Origin of the sequence: Thalassoglobus neptunius (assembly GCF_007859735.1) — a bacterium.
Lineage (GTDB): Bacteria > Planctomycetota > Planctomycetia > Planctomycetales > Planctomycetaceae > Thalassoglobus > Thalassoglobus neptunius.
This window is the reverse complement of the sequence record NZ_SIHI01000002.1, coordinates 55,853-78,866: the sequence shown is the minus strand read 5'-3', so window position 1 is coordinate 78,866 and position 23,014 is coordinate 55,853. Positions and strand designations below refer to the sequence as shown.

At 52.9% G+C, this 23,014-nt stretch carries 18 protein-coding genes; 10 read left to right on the top strand and 8 right to left on the bottom strand.

All coding sequences use genetic code 11. The features are described from left to right. Positions 1–394: 394 nt before the first annotated feature. Together KOR42_RS12360 and lexA are read left to right on the top strand one after the other, a co-directional pair. On the top strand, positions 395–1,585 hold the full coding sequence (locus tag KOR42_RS12360; protein ID WP_197441119.1) for an FG-GAP repeat domain-containing protein: 1,191 nt from the start codon (positions 395–397) through the stop codon (positions 1,583–1,585). 140 nt (positions 1,586–1,725) lie between these two features. Continuing rightward, positions 1,726–2,328 carry a transcriptional repressor LexA gene (gene lexA / locus KOR42_RS12355; protein WP_146510137.1) on the top strand — a complete coding sequence of 201 codons (603 nt, stop codon included), beginning with the start codon at positions 1,726–1,728 and terminating at the stop codon, positions 2,326–2,328. Here the strand turns inward: lexA and KOR42_RS26610 are convergent. Further along, on the bottom strand, positions 2,322–2,492 hold the full coding sequence (locus KOR42_RS26610; protein ID WP_197441118.1) for a hypothetical protein: 171 nt from the start codon (positions 2,490–2,492) through the stop codon (positions 2,322–2,324). The genes lexA and KOR42_RS26610 overlap by 7 nt on opposite strands. 365 nt (positions 2,493–2,857) lie before the next feature. Here KOR42_RS26610 and KOR42_RS12350 point away from each other — a divergent pair, with 365 nt between their 5' ends. Both KOR42_RS12350 and KOR42_RS12345 read left to right on the top strand, forming a co-directional pair. Continuing rightward, on the top strand, positions 2,858–5,404 hold the full coding sequence (locus KOR42_RS12350) for an ATP-dependent Clp protease ATP-binding subunit (protein WP_146510136.1): 2,547 nt from the start codon (positions 2,858–2,860) through the stop codon (positions 5,402–5,404). A gap of 261 nt (positions 5,405–5,665) precedes the next feature. Beyond that, positions 5,666–8,245 carry a DEAD/DEAH box helicase gene (locus tag KOR42_RS12345; RefSeq protein WP_146510135.1) on the top strand — a complete coding sequence of 860 codons (2,580 nt, stop codon included), beginning with the start codon at positions 5,666–5,668 and terminating at the stop codon, positions 8,243–8,245. 1 nt (position 8,246) lies between these two features. Here KOR42_RS12345 and KOR42_RS12340 read toward each other — a convergent pair whose 3' ends face one another. Then, positions 8,247–9,164 carry an SMP-30/gluconolactonase/LRE family protein gene (locus tag KOR42_RS12340; RefSeq protein WP_146510134.1) on the bottom strand — a complete coding sequence of 306 codons (918 nt, stop codon included), beginning with the start codon at positions 9,162–9,164 and terminating at the stop codon, positions 8,247–8,249. Positions 9,165–9,588: 424 nt separating this feature from the next. On the opposite strand from KOR42_RS12340, the gene KOR42_RS12335 reads away from it, so the two are divergent. The 6 genes from KOR42_RS12335 to KOR42_RS12310 all read left to right on the top strand — a co-directional run bounded on the left by KOR42_RS12335 (position 9,589) and on the right by KOR42_RS12310 (position 18,260). Then, entirely contained in the window at positions 9,589–12,195 is a 2,607-nt protein-coding gene (locus KOR42_RS12335) for a sodium-translocating pyrophosphatase (protein ID WP_231740894.1), read from the top strand. Positions 12,196–12,636: 441 nt separating this feature from the next. Continuing rightward, the gene (rsfS, locus tag KOR42_RS26605) at positions 12,637–13,086 is read left to right on the top strand and encodes a ribosome silencing factor (RefSeq protein ID WP_231740893.1); all 450 of its coding nucleotides are present in this window, start codon (positions 12,637–12,639) and stop codon (positions 13,084–13,086) included. A gap of 202 nt (positions 13,087–13,288) precedes the next feature. After that, entirely contained in the window at positions 13,289–14,410 is a 1,122-nt protein-coding gene (locus tag KOR42_RS12325) for an esterase/lipase family protein (RefSeq protein WP_146510132.1), read from the top strand. A 180-nt stretch (positions 14,411–14,590) separates the two neighbouring features. Next, the gene (argS, locus tag KOR42_RS12320; RefSeq protein WP_146510131.1) at positions 14,591–16,567 is read left to right on the top strand and encodes an arginine--tRNA ligase; all 1,977 of its coding nucleotides are present in this window, start codon (positions 14,591–14,593) and stop codon (positions 16,565–16,567) included. A 62-nt stretch (positions 16,568–16,629) separates the two neighbouring features. Further along, entirely contained in the window at positions 16,630–17,127 is a 498-nt protein-coding gene (gene purE, locus KOR42_RS12315; RefSeq protein ID WP_146510130.1) for a 5-(carboxyamino)imidazole ribonucleotide mutase, read from the top strand. Further along, a complete protein-coding gene (locus KOR42_RS12310) occupies positions 17,121–18,260 on the top strand; it encodes a 5-(carboxyamino)imidazole ribonucleotide synthase (RefSeq protein ID WP_146510129.1) in 1,140 nt (379 codons plus the stop codon). The genes purE and KOR42_RS12310 overlap by 7 nt, the downstream gene beginning before the upstream one ends. A gap of 49 nt (positions 18,261–18,309) precedes the next feature. On the opposite strand, the gene dnaB is transcribed toward KOR42_RS12310, so the two are convergent. From dnaB to KOR42_RS12280, 6 genes are all read right to left on the bottom strand, one after another. Continuing rightward, complete coding sequence (dnaB, locus tag KOR42_RS12305; protein ID WP_146510128.1) at positions 18,310–19,689, bottom strand: replicative DNA helicase; 1,380 nt, start codon at positions 19,687–19,689, stop codon at positions 18,310–18,312. 288 nt (positions 19,690–19,977) lie between these two features. Next, the gene (rplI, locus tag KOR42_RS12300; RefSeq protein WP_146510127.1) at positions 19,978–20,490 is read right to left on the bottom strand and encodes a 50S ribosomal protein L9; all 513 of its coding nucleotides are present in this window, start codon (positions 20,488–20,490) and stop codon (positions 19,978–19,980) included. A gap of 93 nt (positions 20,491–20,583) precedes the next feature. Further along, positions 20,584–21,063: a single-stranded DNA-binding protein gene (gene ssb / locus KOR42_RS12295; RefSeq protein ID WP_146510126.1), complete on the bottom strand. Its 480-nt coding sequence runs from the start codon at positions 21,061–21,063 to the stop codon at positions 20,584–20,586. 38 nt (positions 21,064–21,101) lie between these two features. Next, on the bottom strand, positions 21,102–21,491 hold the full coding sequence (rpsF, locus tag KOR42_RS12290) for a 30S ribosomal protein S6 (protein WP_146510125.1): 390 nt from the start codon (positions 21,489–21,491) through the stop codon (positions 21,102–21,104). 195 nt (positions 21,492–21,686) lie between these two features. Further along, positions 21,687–22,265, bottom strand: coding sequence for an aminoacyl-tRNA hydrolase (gene pth, locus KOR42_RS12285; protein ID WP_146510124.1), 579 nt, complete (start codon positions 22,263–22,265; stop codon positions 21,687–21,689). Between the two features lie 116 nt (positions 22,266–22,381). Further along, a complete protein-coding gene (locus KOR42_RS12280) occupies positions 22,382–23,002 on the bottom strand; it encodes a 50S ribosomal protein L25 (protein WP_146510123.1) in 621 nt (206 codons plus the stop codon). Between the last annotated feature and the right edge of the window lie 12 nt (positions 23,003–23,014).

Here is a 23,014-nt window from a genome sequence, read left to right as displayed (position 1 = left end):
AGAGGGACTACCTGAATTGCTTCCTGCAAGAGATTGGGGAACAGGTTGCTGTTCCGTTTAGCAGTATTGCTTAAAAAAGGTGCAAGCTGCTGGCTGTGCTGACTAAGTCCTTGCGTGAAACGCCTAAATGTACAGCACCCAAGTCTCTGGCTCTCAGTGTAGCAAGTCGCGTACCACACGGATCTGCTGACGTCGAGGAGCTGGCAGCGATCATACCTTGAAGCATTTTGCGAATCCAGTATTCGCCGCGATTGGACCCGTTTCAGAGAGACAGTTTCGAATGTGTTGGCACGGGAACGCAAGAAAGTTTTCTGATGAGTTGATTCTTTCCGCTGAAGTCGGCGAAGATTCGGTTCGGAGATTCTGCAAGAAGGCACCACTGAGGAACTGTTGAATGAGACGCTTTGCAATCTGCCTGGTTATGTTCTTGATGTCCGTCGCTCCCGCGCTCGGTGATCATCCCGTCAAATTTGAAGTGCGGCAGCTTGCCGTCGACGCCAACGAAGGATGTGCAGTCGCAGACTTCGATGGCGATGGGTTGTTGGACGTGGTGGCAGGTCGCTTCTGGTTTCGAAATGGAGACTGGATTGCCCGTCCGGTTCGCGGGTTTGAGGATGTCAACGGGTACGTTCATTCCAATGGCGATTTCATTCACGACGTTAATGGTGATGGTCGGCCCGATATTGTGGCGGGGGGATTCTTTCAAACTGAGGTTTACTGGTACGAGAATCCCGGGAGCAAGAAGTTGCAACAGGGGTTTCAGTGGCCAAAACATTTGCTTGTCGATACTGGCTTCGGACAGAACGAAGCGAGCTTCTTGCACGACTTTGATAAAGATGGTGTTCCGGAGTGGGTTTCCAACTCGTGGATTCGCGACAATCCGCTGATCGTCTGGAAGTTCGGAACAGAAACTCAAACTGCTCCCGGAAAAGGTGGAGCAACGCTGGAGTTCGAGGTGCCGGTTTTGACGCGACACCTCATCAGTGAAGGAGGACAGGGGCACGGATTCGGAATCGGAGACATCAACAACGACGGACGAGATGACATTCTCACCGGGACCGGCTGGCATGAGTGCCCGGAAGGTGATCCGCTGGTGGGGCAATGGCGGTATCACGCGGACTGGCAAAAGCAGTGGAGTGATCCGGTCATCGTTCGGGATATGAATCAGGACGGGCGGAATGATGTCGTGTGGGGGAATCCGCACGATTACGGCTTGATGATTTCCTATGCGGAAGAAACCGATGAAAGCGGCAAGATCAAGTTTCGAACGGAAGTGATCGACGACGAGTTTTCACAATTGCACTGCATTCACTTTGCTGATCTCGACGGTGATGGACGAGAAGAGTTGATCACAGGTAAGCGTGTTCGTGCTCACAACGGCAAAGACCCCGGCGGATCTGATCCACCACTCATCTGCTACTACACAATTGATGATCAAGGCCACTTCGAAAAGCACATTATTGAGAGTGGAAGCGTTGGCATCGGTCTGCAGATTCGAGCAGCTGATCTCGAAGGGGATGGCGACATCGATATCGTCGTCGCTGGCAAGGACGGAACGCAGGTCCTGTTTAATCAGTCGAAGTAGTTTCTGCGTCGGCGAGTTGCGGTCTGCATGAAAATTGCCAAATGTTCAAGTCTAGGGTACACTTGAACCGTGGACAGGAGTATATTTCCTGAATTAACGAACACTATTCCGGATGTGGCTTTCCTCAAAGGGAGAACGCGATGGGCGATCAGTCAAAGCTCACGCCTCGTCAGCAGGCGATTTATGAGTTCATCAAAGATCGAATTGTAAATCGCGGCTACGGGCCGACCGTCCGTGAGATTGGTGGGAATTTCGGGATTAAGTCGCCCAACGGCGTGATGTGTCACCTGAAAGCCCTCGAGAAGAAAGGGCTCATTACTCGTGAACAAAACATGTCGCGGGCGATTCGCCTGACGGAATCGATTGGCCGGGACAAAGTCTCGCTGCCGCTTGCTGGTCAGATTGCGGCAGGGTCGCCGACTCTCGCAGTGGAAGACCTTGAAGAAATTGACTTCGCGCATCTTTTCAATGACGACGATCATTTTTGTCTGAAAGTGCGCGGCGAGTCGATGATCGATGATCATATCGCGGATGGGGATTTCGCGGTGATTCGAAAGCAGTCGACAGCTCATCAGGGAGAAATTGTGGCTGCGCTGGTCGATGGAGAAGAAGCGACCCTCAAGCATTTCTTTCGAGAAGGAGGTCGTTTTCGTCTCGAGCCTGCGAATTCCATGATGAGTCCGATCTTTTCTGACAATGTCGAGATTCTCGGAGTTCTCGTGGGGGTCATCCGGAACTATTGATCCGGGGCTCGACTCGCTTTCCTGAGCGGCACCAATTCCGTTGTTTGCTGGCGTCGATTCAGGTGTTGATTCGGCGGAGTGAGAACTTCGAACGGGGTCCCTTCGGACAGCGACAAGACGGGAGCGGATTGACCGGAACCGGCATGCCCGGTTCGAGGAAGCATTCGCTGACGGGAGCCTCATGCAACTGGTGACGTTGATTCGAGAGCAACTTTGAGAGTGTCTCGAAACGTTTCAATTGCTTCCGGGTAACGAAGGTTCCGGCGGGCGTTGTTCCATTCGAGCCCGTTTTTCGCGGTTTCTTTGTGATATTCAATGCAACTTCCGTGTGCAGCCGTGGGCAAATCTTGTCCCGTTCATTTCTCGGGACTAGAATCCAAGACGGATCAGCATTCTTTCCCGGAGACACAATTCAAGCTGGAGGCCTCTTCAGCATGATGCATCGAGGTCGATTTCAAGCTTTCATTCGTGCCGAAACCGTTTTTTGGCGGAATTGAAAGGGCTGGGTCAGAAGAACAGGAGCGAATACATGTACGAACGATTTACCGATCGAGCCCGCAAGGTGATGCAACTCGCCAACCAAGAGGCTCAACGGTTCAATCATGAATATATTGGTACCGAGCACATCCTGCTCGGTCTTGTCAAAGAAGGATCAGGTGTTGCAGCGAATGTGCTGAAGAATCTTGATGTCGACCTGCGAAAGATTCGGCTCGAAGTCGAGAAGATCGTTCAGTCCGGTCCTGATCTCGTCACGATGGGAAAGCTGCCACAGACTCCACGTGCGAAGAAAGTGATCGAGTACGCGATGGAAGAAGCGCGGAACTTGAATCACAACTACGTGGGAACAGAGCACCTTCTGCTGGGGTTGCTGCGTGAGCAGGAAGGAGTCGCTGCGCAGGTTTTGATGAATCTCGGATTGAAACTCGAAGATGTCCGGGAAGAAGTCTTGAACTTGCTCGGTCATGGACTCGAAGGCGCCGAACAGTCGGAACGAGGTGGCGGAACCGCTGCCAAAGGAGCCAAGAGCAAAACTCCGGCTCTCGACAGCTTCGGACGCGATCTCACCGAACTCGCTCGTCAAAGCAAGCTTGATCCAGTCATCGGTCGGTCTGACGAAATCGAACGTGTGACACAGGTTCTTTGTCGCCGCCAGAAAAACAATCCTGTTCTTCTCGGTGAAGCAGGGGTCGGAAAAACAGCCATCGTCGAAGGCTTCGCTCAGATGGTTGTGGATGGCAACGTTCCTGAGTTGCTTCGCGATCGTCGAATCGTCGTGCTCGATCTGGCGATGATGGTTGCCGGAACGAAGTATCGCGGACAATTCGAAGAGCGAATCAAGGCTGTGATGAACGAAGTTCGTCGCGCCAAGAACGTGATCCTCTTCATTGACGAATTGCACACTCTTGTTGGAGCCGGTGGCGCAGAAGGAGCGATCGATGCTTCCAATGTGTTGAAGCCAGCCCTCAGCCGCGGTGAGTTGCAGTGTATCGGTGCGACGACACTGGATGAATATCGGAAGTACATCGAAAAAGATGCAGCTCTTGAGCGACGATTCCAGATGGTGCTCGTCGATCCTCCCGGAAAGAGCCAGGCTGTCGAGATTCTCAAAGGTCTCCGCGACCGATACGAGCAGCATCACAAAGTGCAATACACTGACGATGCTCTCGAAAAATCTGTGGAGCTTTCGAGTCGGTATATCACCGGACGTTGCCTGCCGGACAAAGCGATCGATGTGATCGACGAAGCAGGTGCCCGCGTTCGACTGAAGTCCATGGTTCGACCACCAGACTTGAAAGAACTCGAAGAAGACATCGAGCGGCTGAATACTCAGAAAGAGGAAGCAGTTGCCAATCAGGATTTTGAGAAGGCCGCGAATCTTCGAGATCAGGCGGACAAACTCAAAAAGAAGAAAGAGTCCATCACCAGCGAGTGGCGACAGAAGTCACAAGAGACAGACGGTGTCGTTGACGCCGAAGTCATCTCCGAAGTTGTCGCGAAGATGACCGGAGTGCCACTCACACGACTTTCCAGCGAAGACACAGTCCGTCTGCTGGAAATGGAAAAGGTGATGCATGAGCGAGTCGTCAGCCAGGACGAAGCGATCAAGCTCGTCTGTAAAGCTGTGCGTCGTAGCCGTAGTGGATTGAAAGATCCTAAACGTCCGACAGCGACGTTCCTGTTCTCCGGACCAACCGGGGTCGGAAAGACGTTGCTTGCGAAAACGCTCGCCGAGTTCATGTTCGGCGATGAGGAAGCACTCGTTCAAATTGACATGAGTGAGTACCAGGAGCGGCACAACATCAGTCGTCTGATCGGTGCCCCTCCGGGATATGTCGGTTACGAAGAAGGCGGTCAGCTGACCGAAAAAATTCGTCGACGTCCTTACGCGGTTGTGTTGCTCGACGAAATCGAGAAAGCACACCCGGACATCTACAACATGCTGTTGCAGATCATGGAAGAAGGACATCTGACGGACAGCTTCGGTCGTAAAGTCGACTTCAAGAACGTGATCCTGATCATGACCACAAACGTCGGTGCGAAATCGATTGCAAACTCTGCATTCGGATTCGGTGGACAGAACGAAGACGCTGCTCATGACGACATGAAGAAAAACGTCATGGCTGAGGTGAGCAAACGGTTCAAGCCGGAGTTCATCGGTCGACTTGATGAAGTTGTCGTCTTCCACAAACTGACCGACAACGACATGAAATCGATCATCGACTTCGAACTCAAGAAAGTCCGGGAACGTCTTGGCGAACGCGGATTGCTGCTTGAGTTGACCGATGAAGCGAAACAGTTGATCGTCGACAAGAGTAAATCGGATCAAGGCGAGCGAGATCACACCGATTACGGTGCTCGTCCGCTTCGCCGTGCCGTCGAGATTTACGTCGAAGATCCACTGGCCGAAGAGTTACTCCGAGGTCAGTTCGACGGAAAGAATCAGATCAAAGTCTCTGTTCGAGAAGTCGGTGGCGAAAAGCAACTCGACTTCCAGGGAGACTATCGGGAATCAACATCGTCGGAAGATCTTGCTCCCGTCGGGGCGAGTGATTCAGCGAATGAATCTGATGCCTGATCTTGTCTGATTGAAATGGAACGAGAACCGAACCCCGCGCCCAGCGCGGGGTTTTTCTTTATGTCGGCACCCGGCATGTTTGATTGGGTGATCTTCGTTCGTCGTTCAAATTCGCGGAGTCCATCTCGATAGAAGCTTGAGAGCAAGTTGCTCTTTCCTGTGCACTCGCTTGCGCTGTTTCGTTAGATCAAAGGCTGAGTTTGCTCGTGCGAGTGGGTGCAAACTCAATCCGAAAATGCTTTAGAAACGGAAAGTTGGCCAGTGACGTCCGATTCCGCAGAAGTGCCGTCCGTTGATCGCGGAGATCTGGTTTCACTCTGTCTCGATCAGATTCCCTTCGATCCGTATCCCGTTCAGGAGGAAGCACTCCTCTCATGGTTCTCGGACTCGGAAGGAATTCTCCTGTGTGCCCCGACGGGAACGGGAAAAACGCTGATTGCCGAAGCAGCGATGTTCGAGGCACTGCATACGGGAAAGGTGGCCTATTACACAACGCCACTGATCGCACTGTCGGAACAGAAGTTTGATGAGCTTCAGGAAGCCGCTGTTCGCTGGGGATTTTCACCGGACTCGGTTGGACTCATCACCGGAAACCGGAGAGTGAATCCGGATGCTCCGATTCGGGTTGTCGTGGCGGAAATCCTTTTGAACCGACTGCTGACTCAGTCAGAGTTTGACTTCGATCAGGTCAGCTCTGTCGTGATGGATGAGTTTCACAGCTTCAACGATCCGGAACGCGGGGTCGTCTGGGAGCTTTCACTTGCCCTACTTCCGCAGCATGTTCGATTGATGCTGCTCTCTGCGACAGTCGGAAATGCCGTCGAGTTTCTGATGTGGTTGCGCAAAGAACACAACCGCAAAGTCCAGTTGATTCAGAGTTCAGATCGTAAGGTTCCGCTGAGTTTTCACTGGGTCGGTGATGCGCTTCTGTCTGAACAGCTTGAGCAGATGCAAGACGGAACGGACGTCACCAAGCGAACGCCCGCACTTGTCTTTTGTTTCAACCGGCAGGAATGTTGGACGATCGCTGAAACACTCAAAGGGAAGTCGCTGCTTGCCAGTGGGCAGCAGAAGCAACTTGCTGCGAGGCTTGATGAATGGGACTGGAAGGTTGGAGCCGGTCCGAAACTCAAACAACTGCTGATGCGGGGCGTTGGAGTTCATCATGCTGGGATGCTTCCGAAGTACCGGCGACGTGTTGAAAAGCTCTTTCAGGAGAAGCTTTTGTCGGTGTGTCTGTGTACGGAAACGCTTGCGGCGGGGATTAATCTTCCGGCGCGTTCGGTCGTTCTCACATCTTTGTTGAAGGGACCACCCGGCAAGAAAAAAGTAGTCGACGCAAGTTCAGCGCATCAGATTTTCGGGAGAGCAGGACGGCCTCAGTTTGATGACGCAGGTTATGTTTTCGCGATGGCTCATGAAGATGATGTCAAAATCGCTCGCTGGAAAGCTCAGTACGATCAGATTCCGGAAGACACCAAAGACCCGAATCTGATTCGGATGAAGAAGAAGCTCAAGAAGAAGATGCCGACTCGTCGGAAGAATGAGCAGTATTGGAACGAAGATCAGTTTCAGAGTGTGATCGCTGCGCCGCCAGCGAATCTTTCGAGCCGAGGTGATTTGCCGTGGCGACTGCTTGGATACCTGTTGAAGATCTCTCCGGAGGTCTCGCGGATTCGGAAATTCGCACATAAGCGACTGTTGCCACCTAAGGAGAAAGAGAAAGTCGACGCGCGACTGACTCAGTTGCTGTTCACCCTCTATTCCGGCGACTTTATCGATCTTGAGCCGGAACCTCCTGAGCATGTCAAACGTGTGTTTCGCGATTGGCCGATTCCTGATGAGTCGATTGAAGTCAGCGACGGATCGGAATCAGCTGCTGAAGATGACGGCTTCGGTGCCGGGCTTCTGGACGACGAAGAGCCAGCTGTCGCAGATGATGTGAATGACGATCAGAGTCCTGAAGCGGAAGTCGAAGAGTCGGAAGATGAATCAGAGTCAGAGGCTTCAGTCGGAACGTTTGGAGCATTGCTCCAGGAAGCACTCTCTTCAAATTCGGAATCTGATGGAGGCTCGAAAGAAGCTGTTCCGAAAGTTGTTCATCCTTCGCAAGCCGATGAGCGAAAAGATTATCTCCCGGTGACTGCGACTCCAACGGATCGAATTGACCTTCTGATTTCGTTTCGGGGGTGTCATCCGCTTTACGGAACCTTCCTGCTTGATCATCTCGGGATTGCTGACACGGCAGAGCGTATTCAGATTCTGGAGAGTCTGCTGGAAGTTCCCGGATCGGTGGTTCCACTTGTTCGCGTCCCGCCACCGAGTGAACTTCCTCCCGGGCCCCTCGCGCGATTTCGTCTCGATCGAGAACTGATCTCACGCGGTCTGGTGACACAGTCTGATCTCGATCCTGATTCTGCGGAACCGGAGCTTGATAACTTTGGTCGAGAGATTCGGAAGTACGCACTCCCACTTGGGGATAAGTTGCGTCGACTCTTCGACTCAGACTATCCGGGGATTCAAGATCTGAGAACGCGGGCTGTCTGGGTCGTCGGAGATCTCCTGCACGATGGGGGAGACTTTCACAAGTACGTGACGAGTCGTGATCTGACGAAACAGGAAGGAGTCATTTCCCGGCACTTGTTGAGAATGATCCTTCTCTGTCAGGAGTTCAAGCAAACGTGTCCTGTGGGAGCCGATCAGGAGGAGTGGGAGGCGGAACTGGATTCCATCTCCGAAAGACTCACAGAGACCTGTCGTGAAGTTGATCCGGAAAGCACGGACAAGGCTCTGGAGTCGATGAATGATCTTCCAGATGTTGTGCAGGAAAACCCCGCTTGAATCACTTTGAGGAAGCACGATTCAGGAACGGGTCCGATCCGTCGGTCACGTTCAATTTGACGAAGTAAAGTCCTGTACGGGCTGTGATGAACAACGTCTTTCCATCGGCGCCTCCGAAAGTCATGTTGGCTGCATTTTCGGGAACGGGGATGGATGCGATTTCCTGAGCGTCTGTGTTGAAGACGCGAATGGAGGGGCCGGTCACATACAGGTTGCCGAGTGAATCGACCGAGAGTCCATCGGAACCGCTGTCGGCAGCGAGTGTTCTCTTTCCAAGAACGCCCGGGGCGGTGATTTCGTAGGCATAGGTTTTTTGGGCCCCTGGGTCTGCGACGAACAGCTTCTTTCCATCGGCAGTTCCGATCACTCCGTTCGGTTTGACGAGATCGTCGATGACTCGTTTGATCGGTGACCCATCGGCCGGAATGTAATAGACATGGAATCCACCTTGTTGCAGGTCGTCCATACTTCCATAGCGAGGATCAGTGAAATAGATACCTCCGCTGGGATCGATCCATAAATCATTCGGGGAGTTCAGACGTTTTCCCTCATAAGAGCTGGCAAGCGTCTCGACTTCACCGTCTCGTGAAATGCGAATGACAGCACGGCCTGTTGGTTGGCAAACGAGAATCCTTCCTTCGCTGTCGATCCGCAGTCCATTACAGCTTCCGTCGAGCACTCGAAACGATTGCACACCGTCAGTGGCTGTCCAGGAGTGGATTGTCTGGTTGGGGATGTCAGAGAAGTAAAGAGTCGATTCTCTGTCCCAGACAGGACCTTCGGTGAACTTGAAGTCTCCCGAGATCTTTTGGACTCTCGAGTCATTGTCGATGATCGTTTCGGTTTGGGCTTGGCAAGTACTTGATGACACCAAGCAAATGAGTCCCGCCATGAAGACGGAGAAGATGGAAGCACGCATTTCATTGACCTCAGCAAGGGACAAGTTGGAATGATTGATGTCATTGTGACAGGCTTGAGCGTGATTGAAAATGCGGACAGGCTGTTGCTGTGAATGACGGACTTCTTGAACCGCGAACAATCCTGCGATCAGCTGGAGGCCATTGACATTCTGTTTTCATCAGATTTAGACTTCGAGCATCGACGAGCGACTAAGTGTATGATGTTCATTTGGTCGAATTCGAATCACGTCCTTTTGGTTCATCGAGACTCATGGTCATTGTCGGTTCCCGATGATTTCCAAAGTGATCCTGAAACGTGTGAAGCAATTTGTGGTCAATCCACTTGTTGATTCACAAACCGTTTGAGGACGAGATCGAATCAACGCGGTCAGAGACCCAGCCAAGCTGGGATGCACTGAATCTGTCACAGAACAGTGGAGCACGATGCGTATGTCAATGTTCGGTGTTGAGTCGTACTGGTTAAAACGCCCGCAGAATCTTTTAAGGGGGGGCACCGCAGTCTCAGCTGCGTTATTCTCGGGGCCGGTCTTTGGAGCAGAAACAACCGAAGCAGCTGCCCCTGTTTTCAGCGTCGTGTTCAGTTGGCTTCTCGCGGTCGCCGGATCAATTGCTGCTTTGTACTACGCGTACTTCTTCTTTAAGTGGATGCTGGAACAGGACGAAGGCGACGACCTGATGGTCAAGATCGCTGGTTATGTTCGCGATGGAGCGGATGCTTATCTCTGGCGACAGTATCGTGTGGTCGGGATTTTCTTTGCAGTGACAAGTGTCCTGCTGATGATTGTTGCCTTTGGATTCAATGCGTTGTCGGGAGTCGTTCCGATTGCGTTTTTGAGTGGAGGATTTTTCTCGGCACTTGCGGGCTGGTGCGGGATGAAGACGGCGACACTGGCAAGTTCACGGACAGCTCAAGCGTGTAAGACCAGTCTGAATTCCGGGCTTCAGGTTGCGTTTCGGAGTGGAGCGGTAATGGGCCTGACGGTGGTCGGGTTGGGTCTTTTGGATATCTGCCTCTGGTTCGGCGTGTTGTACTGGATCTTTCCTCTCTTCGGTGCGGACATGACTCTCGAAGAGATCACCGTGACGATGCTGTGTTTCGGAATGGGAGCGAGCAGTCAGGCGTTGTTCGCCCGTGTGGGTGGAGGAATCTTCACGAAGGCTGCCGATGTCGGTGCAGACCTTGTGGGGAAAGTGGAAGCTGGAATTCCTGAGGATGACCCGCGAAATCCTGCGACGATTGCTGACAACGTGGGAGACAATGTCGGCGATGTGGCGGGCATGGGGGCTGACCTTTATGAATCGTATTGCGGTTCAATTCTGGCGTCTGCTGCGATTGGCGTGGCTGCGTATCACGGTCACATCAAAATGCAATTGATGTTGTTACTCCTTCCGATGGTGCTGGCCGGACTCGGAATCGGGCTGTCCATCGTGGGGGTGTTTCTCGTTCAAACGGATGAAAATGCTGATCAGAAAAAGCTCTTGCGCGCATTGGGAAATGGGATTAATGGAAGCAGCATCGGCGTTGCCCTCGTGGCAGCTGTGCTCGTTTATCTGATGCTTGTGATTCCCTCTTCGTCGATGTCGGAAGAACTGGCTGCAGACGGACTCCGCTACGGTTCGCAGATGTTCGGAGTTTTTGCCGCTGTCCTGGTCGGGCTCTTTTCGGGAATTGTGATTGGCTGGTGGACTGAGTATTCGACCAGTGACGTCTATTCCCCGACGAAACGGATCGCCGATCAGGCTGTCACGGGGCCTGCGACTGTGATTATCGCTGGTGTCGCCGAAGGACTTTACAGCGTCTGGGTTCCGATCGTTGTGATCGGGGTGGCCATTATTCTTGCGTTTGGTGCGTGCACGGGGTTTCAGTTTAGCGATTTGTCCGTCTTCGCGATGGGCTTGTACGGCGTCGCCATCGCAGCGGTTGGGATGTTGAGCACTCTCGGAATCACTTTGGCCACGGATGCCTACGGACCAATCGCAGACAATGCGGGCGGAAACGCGGAGATGAGTAAGCAGGACCCACAAGTCCGTCAACGTACTGATGCCTTGGACAGTTTGGGAAATACAACCGCAGCCACTGGAAAGGGATTTGCAATCGGTTCCGCGGCATTGACTGCGCTGGCTCTGCTCGCAGCTTATCTGGAGGAAGTTCGAGTCGGGTTCGATCGATGGGCTGACAGTGTTGAAGTTGCGATGACGGAGGACTTGACCGAAGGACAGGCCCATGTGGTCCGTTCTGGAGTTCTTGCGGTACGGACCACTGATGATGCCAAAGACAACGAGGCTTACCTCGTGTTCCCTCCGATCTCTCGGGTTCAGACTGAGCAAACACAAGACATGATTGGTTCTGAGGCAAAAGTCGGGGAAGTCGTCACGCTCGATCTTGTTGATCTGGTCGATCGTGGAATCATCGTGCCAGCACGAACCGCCCGGATGCCTGATTTCGTCAGGTACTATGACGTCACGATCATGAATCCGCGTGTTCTCGTCGGAATGTTCATGGGGGTTATGCTTGCTTTCGTTTTCTGTGCCATGACGATGAAAGCTGTCGGGCGTTCGGCCAAGACCATGGTTGAAGAAGTCCGGCGCCAATTTCGCGAGATTCCCGGGATTCTTGAAGGGACAGGTGAACCGGATTATGCAGCATGTGTCGACATCAGTACCGGAGCTGCCCAACGGGAGATGATCGTGCCTGCGTTGCTTGGACTTCTCGTGCCAGTCGCAGTCGGTCTGGTTTTGGGAGTCGGTGGTGTGATGGGAATGCTCGCTGGCGGACTTACCAGTGGGTTTGCCGTGGCGATCATGATGTCAAATGCCGGAGGAGCCTGGGACAACGCGAAGAAGTATATCGAGTCGGGAGCCCATGGCGGAAAAGGGACGGATGCTCACAAAGCTGCGGTTGTCGGAGACACCGTTGGGGATCCGTTCAAAGATACTTCCGGACCCAGTTTGAACATCCTCATCAAATTGATGAGCATGGTGAGTGTTGTTTTCGCAGGTTTGATTGTTCAATACGCCCTGAACTTCTGATGGAAGAGAGTTCCTTGCGGGTGGTTTGGTAAGCGTATCGAAGAATCGCTCAACTCACGCGTTTTCGGAAGACTTGCCGAGCAAACCCGAAATCGTCCGAACATCAGCTCCGCGAACTTCAGAGTCTTGATTGTTAGAATGGTCCTTCACTGACCGGAATAACAGTAAAAACGGCTCTGAGAGTTCCGGATGGACAATCGGTGGACGCATTCACTGGACATTTCGGTGTCAAAACCGAAAGATAATGTCAGAGGATTATTTCGAACAGTATTTCAAACCACTTGTGCGAACGAAGGGAAATCGATTCCGAGTCGATCTGTTCAGTCGATTGCACAAGAGGCCAACTTGTTCCATGCAAGGCAGCATTTCGTGTGGTCGACAACCGTGTTCGGTCATTCTGAACGGAGCATTCAAAGGCGAAAGAGAATAAAGGGGTCGAATTTGGTCGACACAACCGGAACACGTGTCAGTAAATCTGGCGGGAATGTCACAGGGATTCGGAGCGAATCCGTCATACAGACCGCCCTGGAAAACGCCTGCCGGATTGCTCAGGTTTGTGAAGAATTTCGAGGGCAGGATACTGTTGTTCTGGATGTCACTCACATTACTCCGCTGTTTGACTACTTTGTGATTACGACTGGCCGGAGTCGCCGGCAACTTCACGCCATCGCCGATCAGTCCGATGACGTGATGGATCAGCAAGGTTCAAAGCGTCGAAGCACAGCAGGATATGAGACAGAGTGGATCTGCCAGGATTACGGAGATGTGGTGCTTCACGTCTTCTCCCCAGCTGCCCGAGAACAATATTCTCTGGAAGATTTGTGGGCTGACGCGATTCGAGTCGAATGGTCAAACGGGAAGACTCCTGAGAGTGACACCAGCGGCGAATAGCAGAATCCCACGGACCTCAAGTCAGAGATCGAGTGAGAAGTCAGTCATTGCGTGAAGCAAGTTCATTGCGTGAAGTCATTCAATGAGCATTCCGATTGAACTTCACATGTTGAACTGAAGAGTCATCGCCATAAAATGGCTGACGGCTCACGGGCGTGTGAGTTTCGATGACAAAATTCTGTGCGTCGTGATGAGTCGAAAAATGCCATCGCTTCGGCAACCTGACGTTCGCCTGCAGACAGCTCTTTCGTTGTTTGTTGTGTGGGTTGCAGTGTCAGGCTTTGCGGAGCGTGGGGCTGTCTATGCACAGGAAGCAGAAAGTTTCTGGGACAATTCACTTTCGGAGATTTCGACGCTGATTCCAGGCAAACTTGCGATCCCCCAGTTCGATTCGAAAACCCTTGGAGGACGCCTCTTCTGGGGCGACGTCCGCTTCTTTCGTGGGTATCGAATCCAGCACAACGTGCTCACCGGGCATTACCGATTGCTTGATCCCTTCGATGTTCGCCGCAAGGCGGGGTCACGGGAAGAGTGCGATCGTGCGCTCGAAGAAATCATTCTCGAGAAGCAACTCGAACCGATGACCGGGACCGCCGTCGTGGTCATTCACGGGATTGCGAGATCGTCAAAGTCGATGACGAAGATGTGCCGTGAACTCGAGAAGGCGGGCTATGTTGTTGTCAATTTTGACTATCCGAGCACGCGACTTCCGCTGGCCCAGTCGACTTCGTACCTGTCGCAGACTCTGGCCTCACTCGAAGGTGTCGAGAAGGTGCATTTCGCCTGCTGGAGCATGGGGGGATTGCTCGTCCGGTCCTATCTTCGGGATTACGCGGAACAACGAGATCCCCGAGTCGGGCGGATGGTGATGATGGGGACGCCCAATCAGGGGGCCGAACTCGCCACTCTCCTCCAAAAGAATTTTGCATTTCGGTTCGTCTTCGGACCGGCAGGCCAGGAATTGATCGCTCACCCGGACGGACCGGTGAAGTCACTCCCGGTTCCGGATTTCGAATTCGGGATTATTGCGGGAGCACGCGGCAATGAACGCGGCTGGAATCCATTCATTCCGGGAGACGATGACGGAACTGTTTCCGTCGAGAGTACACGCCTTGAAGGAGCGAGCGACTTTCTGGTCGTCAAGGCATTGCATTCGTTTATCTGTTTGCAGCCGGAAACCATTGAAGCGGTCAAGAATTTCTTCGAGACCGGAGCGTTTCGGGAAGACGGGGAACGTGATCCCGTTTTGAAATTGACCTCTGACGTCGACCAATCGGAAACGGTGGATCCGTTGGGCGAAAACAGTCAGGACCGATCAGCTTGACCATCGCTTCGTGAAGAGCAGATTTCGGCAGCGGGGAACTTTGCGGTTTTCTGAAGGATCAAATCTGCATCACATGCGGACAAATCTCTCGCGGACTATCCCCTCTGTGAATTTGACGTGCTAACCTAGTCCGCTTGTGATCTAAATTTCGACCCAATCCGTTCAACGCTGACTTCTTCGATGAACATTCTTCACGAGCTCCAGTCTCGCTTTGCAGCAGCGCTTGCTGATCTGACAGACAATCCCGAACCGTTTGCTGCGATGGTGAGGCCGTCGCAAGATGGGAAATTCGGCGATTTTCAAGCGAATTGCGCCATGCCGATGGCGAAACAGAACGGGGTGAACCCTCGCGAACTCGCTTTGAAGATCTGTGAGCGGCTGAACGTTTCCGATCTGGTCGAGCCCCCTGAAGTGGCAGGACCGGGATTCATCAATCTGCAACTGAAAGACGATTTCCTTCTGGCGGAGGTTCAGCGCAGCTTCTCTGATGAGCGATTGGGCGTTGCACGAGTTAATACGCCCAAGGACATCGTCCTCGACTTCTCTTCTCCGAATGTCGCCAAGCCGATGCATGTCGGACATTTGAGAAGCTCGGTGATTGGTGATGCGCTCCAGCGAACACTCAAGTTTCTCGGCCATCGCGTGATCAGCGACAATCATACCGGAGACTGGGGAACCCAGTTTGGAATGATCATCTACGGGTATAAAAACTTCGTCGATTCAGCGGCGTATGAGAAAGATCCCGTTGCAGAACTTGCTCGACTCTATCGACTTGTCAATTCGCTGAGCGAATACCATTCAGCTGTCAGCGGTCTTCCGGGCTTGGAAGAGAGGCTCAAGGCTGCGAAGTCCGAGTTGCTTTTCAATGAAGGAAACGCGGACCCGGCCGACAAGAAAGCGAAGAAGGCTCTGAAGAAACAGCGATCCGAGGTGCAGTCGCTGGAAAGCAAGATTGAAGGGCAACGTGCGAAAATTGCTTCCGTGGAGAGTGATCCGGAGCTGAAAGCTCTGGCGGATGCTCATCCCGGAATTGCTCGTTCCGCACGCGATGAAACGGCAAGGTTGCACGCAGGGGATCCGGAGAATCTTCGTCTCTGGAAAGAATTCGTCCCGGAATGTGTTGAGTCTCTGAACCGCGTTTACGAGCGACTCGATGTTCACTTCGACAAGACATTGGGCGAAAGTGCCTATCAGCCTCTTCTTTCGGATGTTGTTGCGGATTTGAAAGCGAAAGGGCTCGCGAAAGAGAGTGATGGAGCCATCTGTGTTTTCATTCCGGGGAACGCGGCTCCGTTTATTGTTCAAAAAGCGGACGGAGCATTCACCTACGCAACGACCGATTTAGCAACGGTACAATTCCGTGTTCGCGAGTTCGATGCAAATTCGATGTTGTACGTTGTCGATGCTCGGCAGAGTGAGCATTTCAAACTCTTGTTTGAGACAGTCCGGCTCTGGTTGGGAGTTGAGGTTGAGCTTGTGCATGTCAGTTTCGGGACAGTCATGGGAGACGACCGGAAACCGTTCAAAACCCGCTCCGGCGACACGGTTGGTCTCGAAAGCCTGCTCGACGAAGCAGTCTCCAAAGCTCGCGAAATTGTCGCCAGCAACGACGATTCCAAAACAGACGAAGACGGCCGGCCAACACCGGAGCTTGATGAGTCGACGCGGGATGAAATCTCGCAAATCGTGGGCATTGGCGGCATCAAGTATGCCGATCTGCATCACAATCGAGAGAGCGACTACGTTTTCGACTGGGACAAAATGCTCGCCAAGACCGGCGACACAGCGACGTATATGCAATACGCGTATGCGAGAATTCAGGGGATCTTCCGAAGGGGAGAAGTCGATGTCGAAGCGTTGAGACAACACGATACGCCGATTCTCATCGAAGAGCCCGCGGAGCGTTCGCTGGTCCTGAAGCTTCTTCGATTTGAGGAAGCACTCGATGCGATGGCGTCTGAGTATCGTCCCAATATCCTCACGCAATACCTGTTTGAACTCGCTGGCGAATTGACGACATTTTACGACCGCTGTCCAGTGTTGAAAGCAGAGGAAGAGCGCGTTCGAACCAGTCGACTGAAGCTGATTGATTTCGCGGGACGAGTCATCCGACAAGGGCTCGACTTGCTGGGAATTCAAGTATGCGATCGCATGTAACTTTAAGTGAGTGGTGACCGGTAAGGTGCTGGCGTTGTTCGTGTCGCAGATCGAGAGGACTGATGATGTCTGAGGAAAAAGTGCTGGTGGGAATCATTATGGGAAGCACTTCCGACTGGGAGACGATGAAGCCCGCGTCGGAGATTCTCACACAGTTCGATGTGCCGCATGAATGCCGAGTGGTCTCTGCTCACCGGACACCGGATCTCATGAACGAGTACGCGAAGACCGCAGAAAGCCGAGGGTTGGAAGTCGTGATCGCCGGGGCAGGGGGGGCTGCTCATCTGCCGGGAATGGTCGCGTCGCAAACAGTTCTTCCTGTGCTTGGCGTTCCAGTGAAAAGTCGGGCGCTCAATGGGCTCGATTCATTGCTTTCAATCGTTCAGATGCCGGGAGGAGTTCCAGTTGGGACTCTTGCGATCGGTGATGCTGGCAGCAAGAACGCTGCGCTTCTGGCAATTCGAATTCTCGCAACGACTCGTCCCGAACTACGCGAGAAGCTTCACGCTTTTCAAACCGAACAAACTCAGAAAGTCCTGGAGAACTCAGAGCTATGTTGACGGAGATTTCCCCCGGATCTGTGCTGGGTGTCCTCGGCAGCGGACAGCTGGGACGCATGTTTGCCATCGAGGCTCGCAGGCTGGGATACCGAGTTCACGTTTTCTCCCCGGACAAAAACACACCGGCCGGGGCAGTCGCTGATGCCGAGTGGTGTGCTGAGTACGAAGATTTCGATGCGCTCGATGATTTCGCGAAGAGCGTCGATGTCGTCACACTTGAGTTCGAGAACGTATCCACTCAGGCATTGAACCGGCTTGAACGTTTCGTGCCTGTCCGTCCGGGACCGCAAGTTCTTGAAGTCGCGCAGAATCGACTTGCCGAAAAAACGCAGATGCAAAAGTTCGGCCTCGCAACGGCTCCGTTCAAACGCATCGATTCACTGCCGGAACTGGAAAGCTCGCTGCAGGCGTTTGGCGGCCAGGGGATTCTCAAAACAGCCAGCTGGGGGTACGACGGAAAGGGGCAGAAGTTCGCTGATTCCAATGACGATCTGGAAGCGATCTGGTCGACCTTCGAAGGGCAACCGGCGATTCTCGAAGGAGTGGTCGACTTTCAACGCGAACTCTCAGTGATTGGTGTGAGAGATTCTCGCGGGAACTTCATCAGCTACGCTCCGATCGTCAATGAGCATTCGAATCACATCCTCGACTTTTCGTCGTCTGCGACCGGTCTCGTCGATCAGAAACTCGTCGATGACGCAGGGGAAATTGCTCGTACGGTCATGGAATCTCTTGATGCGACCGGCGTCTTATGTGTGGAGTTGTTCGAGACAAGCGACGGGCAATTGCTCGTGAATGAGATCGCGCCGCGACCTCACAATTCCGGCCATTTGACGATCGATGCACATCTGTGTTGTCAGTTTCAGCAGCAAGTCCGGTCGATTTGCAATCTTCCACTCGGATCAACGGCGCAGCGACAACCTGCCGCGATGGTGAATCTACTCGGTGATCTTTGGCCAGACGGTGGGCAGCCTGAGTGGTCACGAGTCTTGGGAACGCCAAATCTGCGAGTGCATCTGTACGGGAAGGACGATGCAAAACTGGGTCGGAAAATGGGACATATGACCGCGGTGGATGACACCATTGAGAGCGCTCGAAACACCGTCAAGGAAGCGCGCGAAGCACTCGCTTGATCGACCAAAAGCGAGCAATAAGCTGATTCTTTGAACCGATGAAAATGGCCTAAAAGTCCATTCCCTCAGGCAGCCCCATCGGGCTCTTGTCACCGAATTTGAGCATCTCACGAAGCCAGGTCAGCTCGACGGTTCCAATGGGACCGTGACGGTTTTTCGCGATGATCAAGTCAGCTTCACCGGGGCGGTCTTCCGGATCATAGGCTTCCGGTCGGTGAAGAAACATGACGATGTCGGCATCCTGCTCGATCGCTCCACTTTCACGCAGGTCGGAAAGACGCGGCCGTTTGTCTTCGCGCTGTTCCACCCCACGGTTGAGCTGTGCCAGTGCGATGACAGGGATGTCGAGGTCTTTGGCGAGAAACTTCAGTCGCCGAGTGATCGAAGAAATTTGCTGCTCACGCGGCATGTTCTTGTCTTCAGTCTCAATGAGCTGAAGGTAGTCGATGATGACGATATCGAGTTGAGATCGACGCTTCAGTCTTCGCGCGATGGCAGCGATTTGTGACATGGTGCGGCCGGCGGTGTCGTCGATGAAGATATGAAACTTCCTCATCTCGTCCGCAGCTTCCATGAGCATGCTCTGCTCGAACTCATCGAGTTCACCTTGTCTCAGTTTGTGCCCACTCAGCTTGGCTTTGATGCAGAGCAGACGTTCAGCAAGTTCGATTTTCGATTGTTCCAGACTGAAGAGAAGCACGCCCTTATTCGCATGTGACACCGCCATCGCGAAGTTACACACGAGTGCGGTTTTTCCCATACTCGGACGGGCTGCAAGCACAATCAATTCGGAAGGTTGGAATCCACTGGTGTAGTCATCGAGGCCATTGAACCCGGTGTGGAGTCCACTGACGTTTCCTTCCTGGTCCATTCGTTCGAAAATACGCTGGAAGGTGGCATCGAGAATGTCATCGATGGCAATTTTGTCGATGTTCTCCTGTTGCTCGGCAATCTCGAAGACTCGTTTCTCAGCCCGAGTCAGAATGTCTTCGATGTCTCCGGAGTCGTGATAGGCTTCGCGCAGGGAGTCTGTGCAGGCATCGATCAAGCTGCGCTGCAGCCACGTATTGTGAACGATCTTCGCGTAGTACTCTGCATGGGCAGCATGCGGGACGGACCCCATGACATCATTCAGGTACGCCGCTCCCCCGATTTCTTCGAAGTCTCCTCGCTTTTGCAGTTCGTGAGCCAGAGTGACGACATCAATGGCCCGCACACCTTTTTCGTACATGTCGTGAATGCACTTGAAGATTCTGCGGTGAGCGTCTGCGTAAAAGCAATGCGATTGAATGTGCTGGATGACTTCATCGAATGCTTCGCTCGAAAAGAGCAGGCTTCCCAATACGCTTCGTTCGGCTTCGAGATCCTGTGGAGGGACTTTGCCAAGCAGATCGAGAGAGGATCCGTTCTCAGATTTAGATTTTGCCATCACACCCTCCGTGATCGTATTGCATGCGTTCGGGCAGCTTCATCTCGAGTCTGCAGCGATCCGCACAGCAAACGGGATGAAAACCGTGTCGGTCAGCCAAGGCAGTTCTACAGGCAAAGCACTTGGCTCCGGAGAGATTCTGCAAATGCGCCCGAGCTGTTGATCGAAAAATCTGTAGGCCAAAATGCCAACATCCCGCCAATGAAAGACGGGATGTTATGCGTCGCTGATCAACCTGTGAAGAGTTGTCTCGCTCGAAGTGAGAAGCAACTCTTGCCGTTGGTTGGTTTATTTGATCGAAGCGGTTGGGACCACCCAGACTTTCACTTCTGTGTTGATCTGTTTGTCGAGTTCGATCGGAATGGTGTACATTCCCAGGCCTTTGATCGGGCCGTCCATGCGGATGTGGCTGGCTTCGACAGGGAATCCTGCGGTCTGCAGCGATTTGGCGATATCGGCCGCCACGATCGATCCGTAAAGCTGACCTTCTTCGGTGGCGTTCGCTTCCAAAGTGACGCTGTAGTCCTTGATTTTGTCAGCGATGGCTTTGGTCTGCTTGCGTCGAGCGACCATGAGCTCGTCCTGACGCTTGCGATGGCTTTCGACCATCTGCTTGTTGGCTTCCGTTGCGATGGTCGCCAATCCCATCGGGACGAGATAGTTGCGTGCGTATCCGGGTTTCACACGGACGATTTGTCCTTGATCGCCGAGTTTATCGACATCTTCCGCGAGGAGCAGTTCAACTCCACCGTTGCGATCTTTGGAACGAATTCGCTGTCCACGTTTGCGCTTAACGACCATTACCTGTGTACTCCTCAAACCTCTCGTGTGACCGCTAATCGTAGTTGATTGTCACAACGTCTATGATTCTAAAGCGTCGCTGATCACGACAAACTAAAATGGAACATCATCATCTGAGAATCCGGACCCTGACGAAGAGGAGTCGGAATCGTAGAACGAATCGACAGAACTGGATGGGGCCTTGGACTCGTAATTGGATGAACCGCGGCCGCCTCCGCCTCCGCCACCAGAACCGGAGCCTCCGCCGAGCATCGTCATGTTTTCGCCGACGACTCGGAGCTTGGACCGTTTCTTTCCCGATTCCTTGTCTTCCCAGGAGTCGAGTTGAAGCCGTCCCTCAATCAAGACGGAACGCCCTTTCCCGAGGTACTCTCCGGCGACTTCCGCCTGGCGTCCCCACAGGGTGACGTCAACGAAAGTAGTTTCTTCACGCTTCTGATTCTGCTGCTTGTCATACCAGGTACGGTTCACAGCCAGGCCGATTTCAGCCACGGCTGTCCCGCCGGTTGTGTATTTCACCTGTGGATCACGTGTCAGGTTTCCAACAAGAATCACTTTGTTGAAGCTGGCCATCGAACCCTCCTCTTGTCTTCAAAATTCAGGGTGCCGGTCTACGATGCACTCGCTTCTGCAGGTTCACCCTCGGCTTCTTCACCTTCACCCTCATCGTCGTGAGTCGCGAACTGTTGAGTCAACAGCTCGAACAGTTTTTCTTCGTGTTCCAGAATCAGGTGGCGAATGACAAGGTCGCTCAATTTGCAGATGCGGTTGAGCGGTTCAACCTGGCTGCCATCCATGGTGAAGTATGTCAGCAGGTGCAACCCTTTACGGTGCCCGTCGATTTCGTACGCGAGCTTGCCTTCTTGCCATGGAGAGATTGTCACAATCTCTGCTTCACAGCGTTCGAGGATCTCGCGAACTCCTTTCTCAGTTCCTTCTGGATCCTGAGCAAAACGTCCGCTGTCCAGTAGAAACATGCACTCGTAGCGTTGCTGTGCCAATGTTTTCCCCTTGAAATGTTGTGTTGTGTTCTTCGTTGAAAATTGAGTTTTTATTGCCGTGATGAGATCAAATTCTCAATGATCGCTCGCACGCCATAAAGTAATCGTGAGAGGGGATCGGCGATGTCATTCTTGCCTGATTGTGACCGCCTGAAGGCAGCACGTCTGGCAGTTTAACAACTTTTGCTCAGCCAGTCATTCATCCTTCGAACCGGACTGATTGAATGCATTCATGGCTGCATCCACACCTTGTAATGCCCAGGTTTCCATGGCGGAAACGGATCTCGCGAGGCATTCTTCCATCACTGGAATTTCTGATTTCGCGAATCTTTGAAGGACAAAGTTCGCCCCGCTGATCCCTTGCGGCGGACGACCGATTCCGATTCGAAGTCGTGCAAACTCATTCGATCCGAGTTGGTCAATTGTGTTCTGGAGACCTTTTTGTCCTCCCGCAGATCCCGACGCTCGAATCCGCAAGCGGCCGGTTTCCAAATTCATGTCGTCATGAACGAGCAAAAGGTCCGAAAGATCGACTTGAAAAAAATCAACGATCCTTCGAACGCTTCGCCCGGACAGATTCATGTAAGTTTGAGGAGCTGCGAGAAATACTCGATCTGTACCGATGAGAACTTCTGCTGTTTCCGCGTCAAACTTTGTCTTCCAACTGGTCTCGCCGAATCGACCTGCGAACGCAATCAGTGCTTCGAAGCCAATATTGTGGCGAGTTCCAACGTATTTCTTCCCTGGATTTCCTAGGCCGACGATAACTTTCACGGCTTCGACCTTCCAGGTCACTGTTTCGAATCTGTGATTCGAATAAGACTTCTCGTATTAGTATTTTACTTCCAGGCTTCACCCACGCACGATCAACGAAAGCGAAGCGAAGTTGATTATCCTTCTGCTGTGGCTGGGACGTCTGCCGGATCTTCTGGGGCGTCTTCTTCGACGGGTTCCACAGCTGGTGCTTCGTGAGCAATGTGGACGATGACCGAATCTTCCGGGCTGAGGACTGTCAGGCCAGCTGGCAATTCTGTCAATTCGTTAACGTGAAGGGATTCGCCCAGTTGCAAGCTTCCGATGCGAACGGTGATTGACTCAGGGATTTCGACCGCGAGGCATTCCACTTCGATGGTGTGCATCGGTTGTTCAAGAATCCCGCCCTGCAAAGCACCCGGTGCTGTTCCGCGGAGTGTGACAGGGACTTCCACTTTAACGCGTTCGGTCGGGTCGACGCGGAGGAAGTCAATGTGCATTACGTGCTTGCTGAAGGTGTCCCACTGAATGTCTTTGATCAGGACTTTTTCGAGTGAGTTGTCGATCTCGAGATCGAAGACTTTGCTGCCACTGTGAATCATCGCGTGAACGATGTCAGCTTGCATCTGGACAGCTTGTGGAGTCTGTTTGTGTCCGTAGATGTTCGCAGGCACGATGCCTTCGCTTCTGAGGCGGCGTGATGCTGTGGAGCCGATGGAAGATCGGACGGCAGCTGTAAGTTTTTCGATCGTCGACATGACTCGCTGAAA